18 protein-coding genes are annotated in these 16,404 nt (G+C 66.0%); 10 read left to right on the top strand and 8 right to left on the bottom strand.

Annotated elements, in window-relative coordinates:
* On the bottom strand, positions 1 to 895 hold an 895-nt coding region (locus VKP01_RS02120; protein WP_324409986.1), incomplete at its 3' end, for a DUF4347 domain-containing protein.
* Between the two features lie 459 nt (positions 896 to 1,354).
* On the opposite strand from VKP01_RS02120, the gene VKP01_RS02115 reads away from it, so the two are divergent.
* The 3 genes from VKP01_RS02115 to VKP01_RS02105 all read left to right on the top strand — a co-directional run bounded on the left by VKP01_RS02115 (position 1,355) and on the right by VKP01_RS02105 (position 3,427).
* The gene (locus VKP01_RS02115; RefSeq protein ID WP_324409985.1) at positions 1,355 to 1,936 is read left to right on the top strand and encodes a phage tail protein; all 582 of its coding nucleotides are present in this window, start codon (positions 1,355 to 1,357) and stop codon (positions 1,934 to 1,936) included.
* 138 nt (positions 1,937 to 2,074) lie between these two features.
* Positions 2,075 to 2,755 (top strand): 3-oxoacid CoA-transferase subunit A, encoded by a 681-nt coding sequence (locus tag VKP01_RS02110; protein WP_324409984.1) that lies wholly within the window; start codon positions 2,075 to 2,077, stop codon positions 2,753 to 2,755.
* Positions 2,756 to 2,782: 27 nt separating this feature from the next.
* The gene (locus VKP01_RS02105; protein ID WP_414706493.1) at positions 2,783 to 3,427 is read left to right on the top strand and encodes a 3-oxoacid CoA-transferase subunit B; all 645 of its coding nucleotides are present in this window, start codon (positions 2,783 to 2,785) and stop codon (positions 3,425 to 3,427) included.
* A 9-nt stretch (positions 3,428 to 3,436) separates the two neighbouring features.
* Here the strand turns inward: VKP01_RS02105 and VKP01_RS02100 are convergent, their stop codons facing one another.
* Positions 3,437 to 3,742 carry a putative quinol monooxygenase gene (locus tag VKP01_RS02100; RefSeq protein ID WP_324409982.1) on the bottom strand — a complete coding sequence of 102 codons (306 nt, stop codon included), beginning with the start codon at positions 3,740 to 3,742 and terminating at the stop codon, positions 3,437 to 3,439.
* 150 nt (positions 3,743 to 3,892) lie between these two features.
* On the opposite strand from VKP01_RS02100, the gene VKP01_RS02095 reads away from it, so the two are divergent.
* Complete coding sequence (locus VKP01_RS02095) at positions 3,893 to 4,804, top strand: class I SAM-dependent methyltransferase (protein ID WP_324409981.1); 912 nt, start codon at positions 3,893 to 3,895, stop codon at positions 4,802 to 4,804.
* Positions 4,801 to 5,631 carry an RNA methyltransferase gene (locus VKP01_RS02090; protein WP_324409980.1) on the top strand — a complete coding sequence of 277 codons (831 nt, stop codon included), beginning with the start codon at positions 4,801 to 4,803 and terminating at the stop codon, positions 5,629 to 5,631. Before VKP01_RS02095 ends, VKP01_RS02090 begins: the two co-directional genes overlap by 4 nt.
* A 23-nt stretch (positions 5,632 to 5,654) precedes the next feature.
* Here VKP01_RS02090 and VKP01_RS02085 read toward each other — a convergent pair whose 3' ends face one another.
* The 4 genes from VKP01_RS02085 to VKP01_RS02070 form a co-directional block, all read right to left on the bottom strand.
* On the bottom strand, positions 5,655 to 6,404 hold the full coding sequence (locus VKP01_RS02085) for an SDR family oxidoreductase (RefSeq protein ID WP_324409979.1): 750 nt from the start codon (positions 6,402 to 6,404) through the stop codon (positions 5,655 to 5,657).
* A gap of 123 nt (positions 6,405 to 6,527) precedes the next feature.
* Entirely contained in the window at positions 6,528 to 7,766 is a 1,239-nt protein-coding gene (locus VKP01_RS02080; protein WP_324409978.1) for a M48 family metallopeptidase, read from the bottom strand.
* 69 nt (positions 7,767 to 7,835) lie between these two features.
* Positions 7,836 to 8,393, bottom strand: coding sequence for a LemA family protein (locus VKP01_RS02075; protein WP_324409977.1), 558 nt, complete (start codon positions 8,391 to 8,393; stop codon positions 7,836 to 7,838).
* 161 nt (positions 8,394 to 8,554) lie between these two features.
* A complete protein-coding gene (locus VKP01_RS02070; protein WP_324409976.1) occupies positions 8,555 to 9,136 on the bottom strand; it encodes a GNAT family N-acetyltransferase in 582 nt (193 codons plus the stop codon).
* Between the two features lie 197 nt (positions 9,137 to 9,333).
* Here VKP01_RS02070 and VKP01_RS02065 point away from each other — a divergent pair, with 197 nt between their 5' ends.
* From VKP01_RS02065 to VKP01_RS02055, 3 genes are all read left to right on the top strand, one after another.
* A complete protein-coding gene (locus tag VKP01_RS02065; RefSeq protein WP_324409975.1) occupies positions 9,334 to 10,758 on the top strand; it encodes a M48 family metalloprotease in 1,425 nt (474 codons plus the stop codon).
* A gap of 58 nt (positions 10,759 to 10,816) precedes the next feature.
* Positions 10,817 to 11,584, top strand: a complete 768-nt coding sequence (locus VKP01_RS02060) for a DsbA family protein (RefSeq protein WP_324409974.1) — start codon at positions 10,817 to 10,819, stop codon at positions 11,582 to 11,584.
* Between the two features lie 91 nt (positions 11,585 to 11,675).
* Complete coding sequence (locus VKP01_RS02055; protein ID WP_324409973.1) at positions 11,676 to 13,940, top strand: primosomal protein N'; 2,265 nt, start codon at positions 11,676 to 11,678, stop codon at positions 13,938 to 13,940.
* Positions 13,941 to 13,947: 7 nt separating this feature from the next.
* Here the strand turns inward: VKP01_RS02055 and VKP01_RS02050 are convergent, their stop codons facing one another.
* Positions 13,948 to 14,199, bottom strand: a complete 252-nt coding sequence (locus tag VKP01_RS02050; protein WP_324409972.1) for a BrnA antitoxin family protein — start codon at positions 14,197 to 14,199, stop codon at positions 13,948 to 13,950.
* A 25-nt stretch (positions 14,200 to 14,224) separates the two neighbouring features.
* Positions 14,225 to 14,434 carry a BrnT family toxin gene (locus tag VKP01_RS02045; protein ID WP_324409971.1) on the bottom strand — a complete coding sequence of 70 codons (210 nt, stop codon included), beginning with the start codon at positions 14,432 to 14,434 and terminating at the stop codon, positions 14,225 to 14,227.
* Between the two features lie 200 nt (positions 14,435 to 14,634).
* Here VKP01_RS02045 and proB point away from each other — a divergent pair, with 200 nt between their 5' ends.
* Together proB and VKP01_RS02035 are read left to right on the top strand one after the other, a co-directional pair.
* The gene (gene proB / locus VKP01_RS02040) at positions 14,635 to 15,759 is read left to right on the top strand and encodes a glutamate 5-kinase (RefSeq protein WP_324409970.1); all 1,125 of its coding nucleotides are present in this window, start codon (positions 14,635 to 14,637) and stop codon (positions 15,757 to 15,759) included.
* Positions 15,760 to 15,870: 111 nt separating this feature from the next.
* Complete coding sequence (locus VKP01_RS02035) at positions 15,871 to 16,326, top strand: GNAT family N-acetyltransferase (RefSeq protein ID WP_324409969.1); 456 nt, start codon at positions 15,871 to 15,873, stop codon at positions 16,324 to 16,326.
* Positions 16,327 to 16,404: the final 78 nt, after the last annotated feature.

The raw sequence follows: 16,404 nt of genomic DNA, 5'->3' as shown, positions 1-16,404 counted from the left end.
CGGGTGGATTGGCGCCCAAGGCTTGAAAAATGCGGAAGGAAGCGCTGACATCGAAGCCGTTGAGAAGTGATGACGCAGACGCATCGACGGCAACATCTGCTCCTTGTCCAAGCAAGTCCTCGCTTGACCCGAAGTCCATTGTCCCTGCCACTGGCCCCGTCAGCACATCATTGAATTCCGATGCGGCAAGAAGCGCCGTGATCTCGCTCTCGGCGATGGGCCCTGTCGCATGTTCCAGCACCCAGTCGCCGGAGGCTTCATCCGCACCGGTCGGGTCGATCGAGGCGGCGATATCAGCGCCCGTCTTCCCCGCCATGGCATCGATGAAGGCCTGGCCTTCGCCGTCGGCTGCGACGAAGCAGCCATAAAGCAGGATATCGCCACCCTCGGTCATGGCGGCGCCGATACGGGAAAGATCATCGGCATAATCGGCGAGATTGCCGGAATCGACCACCCCGGAGGCGAATTTCAAGGCGCCATTGGCGCCATGGCTGAGAATGTGGACGGCGCCGAGATCCGAGCGATCCTCAAGATGATCGGCGATCTGGGTCAGGGCTGGAGAATCGCCGTCGAGGATGACGATTTCCGCAGCGTCGCCGACCGCATCGATCAGGGCCTGTGCGTCGGCGATGCCGGAATCGATGAAGACGAATTCCGGCTCTGCGGCCTCATCCTGCGTGACCGCCTCGCCGGTTTCTGCATCGCCATCCTCGGCGGTATCGGCATAGGTGGCGGCGCCGGCGGCATCGAACATGATGCGCGGCTCCAGCGCCAGATTGAACGCCGCGCGGGGGAACGCGCCCGGCAGGCTGCACGATTCGCCAGGCATGTCCGCCGGAGCGGTGGATCGCAGCAGATCCTGCGCCTTCACGGATGGGTGGGGCCGCAATGCCATGGCTCATCTCCTCAATCGCGCCGCCGGCAAGCGGGCGCCGCACGCAACAGAACAGGCCGGTCACGATGCCCGGCTCGCATCTTGCAACCGCTCCCGACCTTCAGGGGCCCATGCGGCGCCTTACCGGTGGCCGGAATCGCACAGGGCCGATCTGCGACCGAAACGGCGAATCGCGTCAGCTTCCAGAAACTGCAATCCAGAATGGACCAGATCACTGATAATGCCAAGCCACTGAATCGTCTTGAAGTCATGAACAACAATATAAAATTGCCTTTCTTGACAAAAACCAAATACTTTATAATGAAGCTGAATAAAACTTTTGATATTGCGCAATTAAAAATTTTGCAACTATAGCATTCTATGGTTGTGTCATGACGGTGGCGCAGGCTGATTCGGCTTGCTCGCCAGATTGCCTTGCCTGCGCCGCTGCCGGCGCCTGTCGACACACGGGAGACGATGATGGATCAACCCTTTATCAGCATGATCATGATCTGGGCACCGGATTTCGCCCCGCAGAACTGGTCATTCTGCGCGGGTCAGCTGATCGCGATTTCGCAGAACCAGGCCCTGTTCTCGCTGATCGGAACAACCTATGGCGGTGACGGGCATACGAGTTTCGCCTTGCCCGATCTGCGCGGCCGGGCGCCCACCGGCGTCGGACACGGGCCCGGTCTCTCCCCGATCCAGCTCGGCTGGCACGGTGGAACAAACGAGGTGACGCTGACGCAGGTCAACATGCCGGTCCACAGCCATGATGCCGGCACGATGAGCGCATCGACGCAAGCCTGGGATACCCCGGCGACGGATCAGAATCCTTCAACCGGGAAGGGTTTAGCGGCAGCGAATGCTCCGAGTGGTTTGAGCGCAAGCGCTGTGAGGGCCTACGCCGATCCCTCCGGCAGCGCCGTCGATCTCGCCGGCGGGCATATCCATGGCACCACCGGCATGGCCGGCGGCAGCCAGCCCTTCGGCATCATGCAGCCTTTCCTCGGCCTGAATTTCTGCATCGCGATGTACGGAATCTATCCCTCGCGCAGCTGATCGCACGACGCGCCGCGCCGCCTTCGGCAAAACACCAAAGGCGGCTGTGCGTGCGGCGCGTCGACAGCGCCGCACGCCTCGATCACTATGCGTCCGGAGGCCGCCGCGCGAAGCGGCCGTCAACGAGAACCGGGCGCCATGATCGACAAGACAGTTCCCACCCTCGCCGAGGCGATGGCCGGCATCGCCGACGGAGCCACCATCCTGATCGGCGGATTCGGTTCGGTCGGCCAGCCGGATACGCTGATCGAGGGGCTGATCGAGAGCGGCGCGGGCGATCTCGTTGTCGTCTCCAACAATGCGGGAACCGGGCGCGCCGGGCTCGCGCGGCTGATGGAACTCGGGCGGGTGCGCAAGATCATCTGCACCTATCCGCGCAGCGCCGGTTCCGTCGTCTTCGAGGAGCTCTATGCTGCGGGAAAGATCGCCCTCGAAATCGTGCCGCAGGGCACGCTGGCCGAGCGCCTGCGCGCCGCCGGTGCCGGCATTCCCGCCTTCTTCACGCCCACCGCCTATGGCACCAAACTCGCCGAGGGCAAGGAGACGCGCCGGATCGACGGGCGCGATTACGTGCTCGAATACGCGCTGCCCGGCGACGTCGCCCTCGTCGAGGCCTGGGAGGCCGATCGCTGGGGCAATCTCACCTACCGGGCGAGCGGGCGCAATTTCAATCCGGTCATGGCCACGGCGGCGAAGCTGACCATCGCCCAGACCAACCATATCCGCGATCTCGGCGAACTAGCCCCCGACATGATCGGCACACCGGGGCTTTATGTCGACCGGGTGCTGCACGCGCCGCGCGAAGCGCAGGGAGAGTAATTCATGAGCGAGACCGCGCAGACCCGCATCACCGCATGGCAACCCCTCGACCGCAAGGGAATGGCCGCCCGGGTGGCCGAAGACATTCCCGAGGGCTGGTACGTCAATCTCGGCATCGGCATGCCCACCATGATCGCCGATTACGTGCCTGATGACCGCGAGGTGGTGATCCATTCGGAGAACGGTATCGTCGGCATGGGCCCCGCGCCGACGCCCGAGCAGGACGATCCGTGGCTGATCAATGCCGGCAAGCAGCGCGTCACCCTGCGCAAGGGCGGCTCCTACGTGCACCAGGCCGACAGCTTTGCAATCATCCGGGGGGGGCATCTCGATCTGTGTGTGCTCGGCGCTTTCGAGGTCGCGCAGAATGGCGATATCGCGAATTGGTCGACCGGTGACGGCGACATGGCCCCCGCCGTCGGCGGCGCCATGGATCTCTCGGCGGGCGCGAAACGCATCTGGGTGATCATGCAGCACAATACCCGCGACGGGCGGCCGCGCCTCGTCGAGCGCTGTGGCTATCCGCTGACGGCGCCGGGGGTGGTCAAGCGGATCTACACCGATCTCGCCGTGCTCGACGTCACCCCCGATGGTTTCGCGGTTCGCGAAATGGTGGCGGGGCTGACGCTCGCGGAGCTGCAGGAACGCACGGCGGCGCGGCTCATCGGTTGATGTGCCGGCCTACGCCGTTTCCAGCACATGGACGCGCCGGTCGGCGATCAGGTCCTTCACTTTCGCTGCATAGGCGGCCATGTGAGGCGCTGCGGCGTGGGCCTTCAGCGTCTCCGGGCCCGACCATTTCTCGATCACCATGAAGGTATCCGGGCCGATCGCCGTCTGAAAGGAGAAGCCCGATGCGTCGATCACGGGCTGGTATTCGATGCAGCCCTCCTCGGCATGGACGGCGGGCATGTTGGCGCGGAACGCTGCGAGGATTTCCTCGCGCTTGCCGGGCTTTGCCGTGATGATGGCGACGACGTGGATCATGGCTGGCTTCCCTTGGTTTCTTCAAGCCGAGCCTAGACGGTGCGCCTGTGGCGGCAAAGAGTGCGCGCCGCGTGGCTTTCGCCAAAGCCCGATCGGCAAAAGAGACTGGTCAAGCCGCGCCGGCCCGGCTATCGACAGGGCATGCAGAATATGCCGAAAGACACCCCGCGCGCGGATCGCGCCGAACTCCTGATCACCGACGGCTGGGACGATTACCGCCTGATCGATACCGGCGCGGGCCGCAAGCTGGAGCGCTTTGGAAACGTCGTGCTTGATCGCCCCGAGCCACAGGCGATCTGGGAGAAGAGCGATCCCGGCCAGTGGAAGCAGGCGGACGCCGCCTTCGAGGCCAAGGAAGATGCCGAGCAGGGGGCCTGGCAGTACCGCAAGGGCCGGCTCGGCGACTGGTCCATGCAGGTGATGGATCTCGATATCCGCCTGCGCGCCACCTCGTTTCGCCATGTCGGCATCTTTCCCGAGCAGATCGAGCACTGGCGCTGGATGGAGGCACGCATAGCAGCCGATCGGCGCCCCCTATCCGTGCTCAACCTGTTCGGCTATACCGGCGTCGCCAGCCTGATCTGCGCGCGCGCCGAGGCCAAGGTCACCCATGTCGACGCCTCCAAAAAAGCGATCGCCTGGACCCGCGAGAACCAGGCTGTGTCGGGGCTCGACGACAAGCCGATCCGCTGGATCTGCGATGATGCGGTGAAGTTCGTGCAGCGCGAATTGCGTCGCGGCAACACCTACGACGCCATCCTGCTCGATCCGCCGCGCTACGGGCGCGGGCCGAATAACGAGGTCTGGCACCTGTTCGAGATGCTGCCCGGGCTCGTCTCGGATTGCACGAAGCTGCTTTCGAACAAGCCGAGCTTCATGATCCTCACGGCCTATGCCGTGAGGCTGTCCTTCCTCACCCTGCACGAGGTGATGCGCGACCATCTCGGCGCGCGCGGCGGGGAGATCGATTCGGGCGAGCTCGTCGTGCGCGACAAGGCCGGCGGGCGGCGGATGTCCACTTCGCTCTATGCGCGCTGGGTGCCCCCGGGCGGGGGCGCATGATGACGGACGCAGCCGGCGGCGTGCGCGAGATCGTCAGCCTGACCAATCCGCTGGTCAAGCAACTGCGCGCCCTGCATCAGCGCAAGGAGCGCCGCGAATCCGGGCTGTTCCTCGCGGAGGGTGCGCGCACCATCGTCGAGGCGCTGGATAACGGACAGGCGCCGGAGATCCTGATCTATCACCGTGACGGGCGCGAACGCGCGATCATTGCGCGGCTGCGGGAAGCCTGTCTCGCTGCGGGCGGGACCTGTATCGAGACAAACGACACGGTGCTGGCCAAGATCTCGCGCAAAGACAATCCGCAATCCGTCGTCGCCGCCTTCCGCTGGGTGGAGCGCGGGTTCGACGCGATCGACCCCGGTAGCGCGCGCGTCTTCGTGGCGCTCGACCGGGTGCGCGATCCGGGCAATCTGGGCACGGTCATCCGCACCGCCGATGCAGTGGGCGCGGGGGGCGTGCTGCTCATCGGCGAGACCTGCGATCCGGCCTCGGTGGAGGCGGTGCGCGCCTCGATGGGCTCGATCTTCGCGGTGCCGGTCTTTGCCGGATCGGAGGCGGATTTCCTCACTCTTTGCGCCCGCTGGCCGGGCGCCGTCATCGGGACCGCGCTGCCGGCGACCATGCATTACCGCAAGGTGGATGCGCCCGCGCCGCATCTCGTGGTGATGGGTAACGAGCAGGCCGGGATTACGGATGCGATTGCCGGCGCCTGCACGCATCTCGTGCGCATCCCCATGGTGGGCCGCGCCGACAGCCTCAATCTGGCGATCTCCACCGCCGTGATGCTCTATGGCATCGCGGAGCCGGAGGAGGGTGGCCTGGGCTGAAACCGAGCCGGCCCGTCGCGCCGTCAGCCGCGCCCGATGAAGGGCATCTTCGTCGCCATCACCGTCATGAACAGCACATTGGCGTCAAGCGGCAGGCTCGCCATATGCGCCACCGCGTTGCCGGCATGTTCCGCATCCATCAACGGCTCGGCCTTTGTCGAGCCGTCGGCCTGCAACACGCCATCTGCCATGCGCTTGGCGAGATCAGTCTCGGCATTGCCGATGTCGAGCTGGCCCACCGCGATATCGTATTTGCGGCCATCCATGGAGAGCGTGCGGGTGATGCCGGAAACGGCGTGTTTCGTTGCCGTATAGGCGATCGAATTGGGGCGCGGCGCATAGGCCGAAATAGACCCGTTATTGATGATCCGTCCACCCCGGGGGCGCTGCGCCTTCATGATCCGGAACGCCCATTGCGCGCAAAGAAACGTCCCCGTCAGATTGGCGTCGACCACGGCCTTCCATTTCTCGAAGGGCAGATCCTCGACGGGAACGGCGGGAGCGCCCGTGCCGGCATTGTTGAAGAGAAGATCAAGACGCGGGAAGCGCGCCTTGTGCGCCTCGAACAGGGCATCCACGGAAGCCGGATCGCCGACATCGGCGCAGACGGCCAGCGCCTCGCGGCCGAGCGCGCGGACTTCCTCGGCGACCGCCTCGAGCGGCTCCGGGCGGCGCCCCGTCAGGGTGACGTCCCAGCCGTCACGGACAAGGGCGAGGGCTGCGGCGCGGCCGACGCCGGTTCCCGCGCCGGTAACGAGTGCATTTTTCGACATGACGATCCTCCCTGAACGCTTCGCGCGCTGTCTGCCGGCAGATTAGCGGTCGGTATGCCGAGAGGCGATGGGCAATTGCGAAAGCGCGCTTGCCGCTTTTCGATATTCGGGTCGCAGGCCGGCTCAGTCGCCGCCCTTACTCCAGGGGCTGTCACCGCTCCAGGGCGTCGGTGCGGCATTGCCGTTGCCATCGCTGCCCGATCCGGAGCCGGGCATGCCGGGCAGGCCGCTCCAGGGTGTGGGTGGGAAGGGCGGTGCGTTGCCTTCGCCCTGCTGCGCGCCGTCTGCCGCCTTCTCCTGTGCCGCCTGCTCCCGTGCCAGCAACTCCGCCGCGCTGGGGCGCAGGGTGAGTTTCTCCGGTGACGGGCGCCGTCCGCCGGCATGGCGCTCCAGCGCCGCGACGCGATCCTCGATCGCGGGATGGGTGGCCAGCAGTGCGGTGAAGCCGACGCGCGGATTCTCGATGCACATTTCCATGATGCTTGACGGCGTCCTGGGCATCTCCGCACGCCCGGAAATCTTGAGCAGCGCCGAGATCATCGCATCCGGACGCTTGGTGAGTTCGACCGCCCCGGCATCGGCGAGATATTCGCGCGAGCGCGACAGGGCGAAGCGGATCACCAGCGAGAGCAGCCAGGCGACCAGCACGATCGCGGCGGCGACCAGCAGCGCGACAGCCGCACCGCCCCCGGCACGTCCGCCGCCCCGTCCGCCGCCGCGCCGCATGCCGCCGGTGAGAAGGCGCATCCGCCCGCCATAGCGCAGGGAGCGAAAGAGCATTTCCCCGGTGAAGGAGACGACGCCGGCGATGATCACCGCGATTACCATCATGCGCACATCCTCGTTGCGGATATGCGTGAGTTCATGTGCGATCACCGCCTCGATCTCGTCATCCTCCAGGCGCTCGATGAGGCCGCGCGTGAGGGTGATGGTGTATTGCTTCTCCTCGAGGCCCGAGGCGAAGGCGTTGAGCGCGTCCGTCTCCATGATCTTGAGCTTCGGCGTGGTCATGCCGCGCGAGATGCACAGGTTCTCCAGCATGCGATAGAGACGCGGATCGTCCTGGCGGCTGACCGCATGCGCGCCGGTGACGGCGTCGATCATCTTCTGGTGGCCGAAATAGGCGATGAAAATCCAGGCCAGCACCGCGATCGTCGCGAACGGCGCAGCATAGAGCATGTCGCCATAGGCGCCGCGGAAGTTCATCGAGAGGCTGTCGAACTGCCCCTCACCCATGCCGCGCAGGGCCAGCGCGCCGGCGAAGACGATCACGTAGACGAGGAAGAACAGGCCCAGAAGCAGGGCGATCGAGCGGCGGCGATTGGCCTGGATATGCGAATAGAGACCAAAAGCGGGAAACACCGCATCATCCTCCGGCGCCGTCGCGGGGTGCGGTGATCAAAAGCCGCGCCCCGGATCGCATTCTATGGATCAGAATTTCACTTCCGGTGCTGTCTGCAGCGTCTCTCGCTTGTCTTCGCCGATATCGAAATATTCGCGCGCGGAAAAGCCGATCGAGCCGGCGAACAGCACCGCCGGGAAGGATTCGATCGCAGCGTTGTATTCGGCCACGGCATTGTTGAAGAAGCGCCGGGCTGCGGCGAGCTTGTCCTCGACATTGGACAATTCGCTCTGCAGGGCGAGGAAGTTCTGATTGGCCTTGAGATCGGGATAGGCTTCCGCGAGAGCGAAGAGGCGCCCCAGCGTGGCGTTGAGTATATTTTCCGCCGCAGCCTGATCCGCCGGGCCATGCGCATTCGCAGCCGCGTTGCGGGCCTTGACCACGGCGTCGAGGGTTTCCCTCTCGTGCGATGCATAGCCCTTCACCGTCTCCACCAGATTGGGGATCAGGTCGTGGCGCTGGCGCAGTTGCACGTCGATATCGGCGAAGGCCTGCGTGGTGCGCTGGCGCATCGCGACGAGGCCGTTATAGATGACGATCGCCCAGACCACGAGTGCGACGACGATGGCCAGCAATACCCATTCCATGAGCGCAGGCTCCTTCTTCCCGGTGGCGCCCCGGAACGGGGCCGCAGATCCCAAAGGCGGTGATCCGCGCTAATCCGCGACGAAACCGCTTGAGATGCATTTCAGATGCCATGGTAGCGCAGATACGTCACGCAATGGTAAACTGCGCGCGCCATGGCGGGTCAGAGGCTGCGAATCCAGAATTGCAATGGTTTACGGGTTTCTCCGGCCTCGCCGACATCCTTCCACGAGAAATGGGCGATGGCGCCGGGCAGTGGCGCGTAGCCACGCTTGCGCCAGAAATCGTCGAGCGGGCGGTAATCCGCCGGGCGGGATGGGTGATCCCCGGGGCGGATCACGGCGCAGAAGGCGCTGTGACTGAAACCGTGGTCGCGGGCATGGTCCTCGCGCAGATCGAAGAAGCGGTGCCCGATCCCGTACCCGCGCCATTGCGGCAACAGCACCGATTCGGCGCAGTAAAACACGTGGTCGAGATCGAGCCCGCTTCCCGCAAGGGCTTGCGCGAAATCATCGGCGTGATCGGCAAGCGGCGTGCCCGTCGCTGCGCCGACGAGGGTATCGCCGTCGAAGGCGCCGACGAGGACCGCACGCGGGCTCTGCCGGTAGCTTTCCAGATAAAGCCGCTCATAGGCGAGATCGCCGTCATACAGATAGGGAAAATCGGCAAAGACGGTGATGCGCAGCCGCGCGACGGCATCGAGCGCCGCATCCAGGGCCGTTCCGGTCAGGCTTTCCACCCGCATGATCTCGCTCCTTCGCCCGCTCATGCGGGAGGGATGGCATGGGCCGGGTTTCGCGACAAGGCTGCAGGGCGGCGGGGCGCCCCGGTATCCTGCGCACGCCTGTGTGATTTGACCGCAGCGCCCGGATTTGACCACACTCACCCGTCAGCCATAGTAACCTGATCGGGCGTGCGCCCCATTATCTGGAATGAATGCCGGTGACGTATCCCATGCTACGCCGTTTTCCCGCCGACGAGGTCGCGGCAGCCGCGCGCGCGACGGCGTTTTCCATGCTCGTCTTCAGCCTCGCCCTCGCTTTGGCGAGCCTGCTCCCGGTGCGCACGGCGCTGGCGCAGGGCTCGTTCACCATCGTGCGCGATGCCGAGCTCGAAGGGCTGATGCGTGACTACGCGGCCCCCATCCTCGGCGCTGCGGGCATTCCCGGTGGCGCGGGCGAGATCATTCTCGTCAATGATACCTCGTTCAACGCCTTCGTCGCGGACGGCCAGCGCATCTTCATCAATCTCGGTGCCATCCTGCATACCGAGACACCCAACGAACTGATCGGCGTGATCGCCCATGAGGCTGGCCATATCCATGGCGGCCATCTGGCCCGGCTGCGTCAGGAGATCCGGAACGCGCAGGTGCTCTCCATCGCCTCGATGCTGCTCGGCGGCGCAGCAGCCGTCGGCAGCGCGCGCGGTGGCGTGGGCGAACCCGGGATTGGCGGGGCCGGTATCGCCATGGGGGGTGGCGAGATCGCGCGGCGCTCGCTGCTGGCCTATCAACGCTCGGAAGAAATGGCCGCCGATCAGGCCGCTGTGCGCTTTCTGCATGCGACCGGCCAGTCGCCGATAGGGATGATTCGCATTTTCGAGCGCTTCGCCAACGAATCACTGTTTCGCTCCAGCCTCGACCCGTATCAGATCAGCCATCCCCTGCCGCGCGAGCGCATCGCCCAGCTGGAACGCCTTGCCGCCGAGAGCCCGCATCGCAATCGCACCGATCCGCCGGCCCTGCAGCGCCGCCACGATCTCGCCCGTGCCAAGATTTCCGGTTTCGTCGAGCGCCCGGAGACGGTCTTGCGCCGCTTCCCGCCGAGCGACAATTCTCTGGCCTCGCGCTATGCCCGCGCCATCGTGGCGCATCGCTCCGGGCGGATGCGTGATGCGATCGGCCTGATGGACGAATTGCTCGGGACGCAGCCGAACAACCCTCATTTCCACGAGCTGCGCGGCCAGATCCTTCTGGAGAGCGCGCGCCCGCAGGAAGCGGTCTCCTCGTTGCGGCGCGCCGTCAGTCTCGCGCCGGATGCCGCGCCGATGCGCACGCTCTACGGCCAGGCGCTGGTCGCGATCGGGGACGGGACGAGCCTCGAAGAGGCGATCAATCAGTTGCGCCGCGCCATCCGCATCGAGCCCGAATCACCGGACGCCTATCGCCCGCTGGCCATGGCCTATGGCCGCACCGGCCAGGTCGGACGGGCGGAACTCGCCATCGCGCAGCATTATTTCTACGCTGGCGACATCCGCAACGCCCAGAATCAGGCGCATCGCGCCATGAACTCGCTCGTCGAAGGCACGCCCGAATGGTTGCGCGCCAAGGATATCTTCGACTACGTCCCACCCCGTCACATGCGCTGAGGCGCGACGAAGCCGGCCTCGACGACAGGGCGCCGGCACGATGATACAAGGATGAACCATGACCTGTTTCCTGCGCGGCCTCGCCACGCTCTCGCTCGCCGCCCTGCTGCTGCCGCTCCCCCGTGCCGAGGCCCAGCCCGCCTTCTCGGAAGACGAGCGCGCGGCGATCGTCGAGATCACGCGCGAATATCTTCTGGAGAATCCCGAAATCATCCGCGAGATGATCACCGAGCTTGAGCGCCGCGAAACGGCGGAGCAGGATGCGCGGCGCACGCAGACCCTGAGCGAGGCGCATGATGCGCTCTACGGGGGCGACGACATCGTCATGGGCAACCCCGACGGCGACGTCACGCTGGTGGAATTCTTCGACTATAATTGCGGCTTCTGCGAGCGCGCGCTGGAGCACGTCGAGGCCATGATCGCTTTCGACCCGGATCTGCGCGTCGTGCTCAAGGACTTCCCCGTTCTCGGCCAGGGTTCGCTCGACGCCGCGCGCGTCGGCCTTGCCGCCATGGAGCAATTCGACAACGAGACCGCAGGCGACTTCCACATGCAGCTGATGCGCATCCGCGGCCAGGCCAATGGCGACAATGCTGCGCGCCTCGCCGTCGAGCTCGGGGCCGATCCCGACCGGCTCGAAGCCGATGCCAACAGCGCGCGCGTGCGCGACATCCTCACCAGGAATTTCGAACTCGCAGATGATCTCGGTCTCACGGGCACACCCGCGTGGGTGATCGGCGACGCCGTCATCTCCGGCGCGGTCGGCCCCGAGCGGCTCGGCGAGGCGGTGGCCAATGTCCGTGCCTGCGGGCTCGCGGAATGCTGAGCGGCCAGAAGCCGCTTGCATGCGTCATCGCGCATGAAAACGCGCTTCATCACCCTTGGCCTGCGCGCATGGCGGTGGCATCACTGTACTGATGACCACCTTTGCGACAACCGGGACGGCACCGATCGGCGCGACGGCGGCGCCGGCGCGACGTGTAGCCGACGTGATCATCCCGCTCGCCCTCGATACCGCCTATAGCTACGCCGTGCCCGCCGGAATGGTGCTCTCCCCCGGCGAGCAGGTGCGTGTGCCTTTCGGGCCGCGTCGCGAGGCGATCGGCGTTGTCTGGGGCCTGCGGGAAGGTGATCCGGGCAATCTCAAACAGGTGATCGAACCCGCCGGCGGGCCGGTCTTCTCCGACAATCTCCGCAGCTTCCTCGACTGGGTGGCGCGCTGGACGCTCGCTCCGCGTGGCTCGGTCCTCGCCATGGCGCTCAAGCGTCCGGACGAGGAACGTGGCGAGGCGATTCGCGTCGGCGTGCGCCTGGCCGGCCCGCCGCCAAAGCGGATGACGCCGGCGCGCAATCGCGTCATCGCCGCTGCCGGGGGCGGGCTTCTCTATTCGAAGAGCGATCTCGCCCGCGCCGCCGGCGTCAGCGGCGGCGTGATCGACGGGCTCGTCGACGAGGGCACGCTCGAAACCTGCGTGATGCCGCAGGAAAACCTGTTTCCGCCGCCCGACCCCGATCACGCGGTGACGCAGCTCGGCCCGGCCCAGGATGCCGCCGCGCGCAGCCTGCGCGAGGCGGTCGCGGCGCATGACGCCGGCGCCTTCCTGCTCGAAGGCGTCACCGGTTCGGGCAAGACCGAGGTCTATTTCGAGGCGGTGGCCGAGACGCTGCGCGAGGGCCGGCAGAGCCTGATCCTGGTACCCGAAATCGCGCTCACCGCGCAATTCCTCGATCGTTTTGCGCAGCGCTTCGGGGTGCGCCCCGCCGTATGGCATTCCGGCGTGACCGGGCGAAAGCGTGAGAAGCTCTATGCCGGGCTCGCTGCGGGGGAGGTGCGCGTCGTCGCCGGCGCCCGCTCGGCCCTGTTCCTGCCCTATGCCGATCTCGGGCTGATCGTCGTCGATGAAGAGCACGAAGCCGCCTATAAACAGGAAGACGGGGTGCATTATCACGCCCGCGACATGGCGGTGGTGCGCGGGCGCATCAATGGCTGCCCGGTCGTGCTCGCCTCAGCCACGCCCACGATCGAGACCCGCGTCAACGCCGCGCAGGAACGCTACCGGCATCTCGTCCTGCCCGAACGCTATGGCGGGCGTAGGCTTCCCGCGATCACGGCGGTCGATCTGCGCGGGGTGAAGGCGGGCGGCAAGAAAGACGGCAAGGGTGACAACAAGCCCGAGGGCGATGGCTGGATCTCGCCGCCGCTCGCCGCGGCTATCGAGGAGACCATGGCGCGCGGCGAGCAGGCGCTGATCTTCCTCAACCGGCGCGGCTATGCCCCGCTCACCCTCTGCCGCGCCTGCGGACATCGCTATGAATGCCCCAATTGCTCGGCCTGGCTCGTCGATCACCGTTTCCGCCGCGCCCTCGTCTGTCACCATTGCGGCCATGTCGCGCGCCGGCCCAGCGCCTGCGAGGCTTGCGGCACGGTGGATGCGCTGGCCGCCTGCGGGCCGGGCGTGGAGCGCATTGCGGAAGAGGTCGCCACGCGCTTTCCGGGCAAGCGCGCCATCACACTGTCGAGCGATTTTCCCGGCGGCACGGAGCGCATGCGTCGCGAGCTCGCCGATATCGCCGAGGGCAAATGCGACATCGTCATCGGCACGCAGCTCGTGGCCAAGGGGCACAACTTCCCCGGCATGACGCTCGTGGGCGTGATCGATGCCGATATCGGGCTCTCATCGGGCGATCCGCGCGCGGCGGAGCGTACGTTCCAGCTCCTGCAACAGGTGACAGGACGCGCCGGGCGCGGCGAAAAGGCCGGGCGGGCGCTGGTACAGACCTATCAGCCCGACCATCCGGTGATCGCGGCGCTGATCTCCGGCGATGCCGAGCGCTTCTATGCGCAGGAGACCGAGAACCGCCGGCTCGCCGGCCTGCCGCCCTTCGGGCGCCTCGCCTCGCTGATCATCTCCTCACGCCACCGCGAGCAAGCCGAGGCGCATGCCCGCGCCCTTGCCCGCGCGGCCCATACCATGGATCTGCGCGATCCCCGCCTCACCCTGCTCGGCCCGGCAGAGGCGCCGATCATCCTGATCCGGGGCCGCTACCGTTACCGCCTGCTCCTGAAGAGCGCCCGCGACTTCGATCTCCAGAGCTTCATCCGCGACTGGCTCGCGAGTGCCCCCAAGCCGCGCGGCGATATCCGCGTGCAGGTGGATATCGATCCGCAGAGCTTTTTCTAAAATCTGGTCAGCGACGGTCGAGGCGGACGGCTTTGCGCAGCGTCTCGTCGATGCGACTCTGCCAGCCGGGGCCACCGGCCCGGAAATGTTCGAGCACTTCCGGACTGAGCCGGATCGTCGTGCTCACCTTGGTCCTGGCGGCTTTCGGTCGGCCCCGTTGCACCTTTGCCTTCGTGAACTTCTCCTGCCATTCGGGTGCCGACAGGTCCGGTGCGTCGTCATCGAAATCGGGGGGCATAGGCTTTCTGTTCTCGGTCATTGGCCTTCCTCATGCTGATGATCCTTCATGCCTCGCCACGTGGCGTCCAGACGAGAACGACCATCCGGCCTGCCAGAAACCAGACAGTGATGTAACGCGACTCGCCATACTCGAAACGATCATCCTCCACTGTCAGGTGATCGCCTTCAAACACCTCGGCAGCGTCGGCGATATCGAGACCCCGTTCCACGAGCGTGGTCAGCCGCTTGAATGCATCGAAGGCAATCTTCACCATTACCGTTACTACAAAAAAGTTACCGCATCGATTATTGTTGTAACATTATATGTCTCTCGCGAGAACGCGCAACGGGCTTTCCGCAGTCCCATGGGGGCAGGAAGTCCGCATCAGCGAGCCCTTGACGAGGTAACCCTTGCCACCAACCACACAATGGTGGCAAAGCCTCCGGCACTGCATCATGCGCCCGGAAACCTGCGATGACACCCTCCCTCGACCAGTTTCGCCGCGTCGTCATCAAGGTGGGCTCGGCCCTGCTGGTCGATCACGCGCGCGGACGCCTGAATGCGGCCTGGCTGGCATCGCTTGCGGAGGATATCGCCGATCTGCATGCGCGCGGCAACGAGGTTCTCGTCGTTTCCTCCGGCGCCATCGCGCTCGGGCGCACCGTTCTCGACCTTCCCGCCGGCGCCCTGCGGCTGGAGGAGAGCCAGGCGGCGGCGGCGGCGGGGCAGATCGCGCTGGCGCGCGTCTGGGCGGAAATGCTCGGTCATCATGGTGTGCGGGCAGGGCAGATTCTCGTCACTTTCAGCGATACGGAGGAGCGCCGGCGTTATCTGAACGCGCGCGCGACCATCGCCAAACTGCTCGAGCTGCGGGCCGTCCCCGTCGTCAACGAAAACGACACCGTCGCCACCAACGAAATCCGCTACGGCGACAATGACCGCCTCGCCGCCCGCGTCGCGGCGATGATCGGCGCGGATCTGCTGGTGCTCTTTTCCGATGTCGACGGGCTCTACAGCGCGCCGCCGGCGCGCGACCCGCAGGCGCAGCACCTGCCGGTGATCGCGCGGATCACCCCGCAGATCGAGGCGATGGCCGGCGGCGCGGCCTCGGAGCTTTCGCGCGGCGGCATGCGCACCAAGATCGAGGCCGCCAAGATCGCCACCCAGGCCGGCGCGCACATGATCATCGCCGACGGGCGCGTGAAGAACCCGCTCGCCCGCATTGCCGAGGGCGCGCGCTGCTCCTGGTTCCTGACCGCCGCCACACCGACCACGGCGCGCAAGGCCTGGATCGGCGGCAGCCTCGAATCACGCGGCACGTTGCATGTCGATGAAGGCGCAGCGCAGGCCCTGCGCAAGGGTGCGAGCCTGCTCCCGGTCGGCGTCACCCGTGTCGAAGGTGCATTCGCGCGCGGCGACGCCGTCAGGATCTGCGATCCGCAAGGACGCCTGCTCGGGCGCGGGCTGGTCGCCTTCGATCACGGCGATGCCGCGCGCGTGGCCGGTCGGCGCAGCAGCGAGATCGCCGATCTGCTCGGCTATAGCGGGCGCGATACCATGATCCATCGCGACGATCTGGCTCTCGATGGGCACGATTGAACTCCCGGACTCGAGGACCGGGAGTGATCGCGCATATCATGCGCACGAGAATCGGTCTTGCCGTAAAGTCAGCGTTGCAGCAAGGCTGTTCGCGAAACGGAAGATCAGCCCATGACCCTTTTCATCCGCGAAGCGCAGGCATCGGACCTCCCGGCGATCATCGGCCTGCATGCGGCAGACCGGACCGGCGGTCACGGCGATCACTGGAGCGAGGTTACCCGCCCCGCCTATGAGGCGGCTTTTGCGCGGATTGCCGCTTCCCCGGATTGTACGCTGTTCGTGGCCATGGAGCGCGAAACCGTGCTGGGCAGTTTCCAGCTGACCCTGATCCCCACCATTACCGGTCGCGGCGGGCTGCGCGCCAAGGTCGAGAGCGTCCAGGTGGCGGAAGCGACACGCGGACAGGGAATCGGCGCGGCCATGATGGCTCACGCCGAACGCGTCGCGCGCGAGGCGGGCGCGCCCTTCATCGAGCTTACCTCCAACAAGGCGCGCACCGACGCCCACCGCTTCTATGCGCGGCTCGGCTACGGCCAGAGCCATCTCGGCTTCAAGAAGAGGCTGTAAGCGGCGGACAGACTGCGACCGTCCGGGGGGGGTGAAATTTGGGGGCTCACGTTCGGGACCGATTTCGGTTATACGGGG

Source organism: Saliniramus sp. (assembly GCF_035311605.1).
In the GTDB taxonomy this organism is placed as follows: domain Bacteria; phylum Pseudomonadota; class Alphaproteobacteria; order Rhizobiales; family Beijerinckiaceae; genus Saliniramus.
Note: the sequence above shows the minus strand (reverse complement) of the source record. Positions and strands in the feature narration are given on the sequence as shown.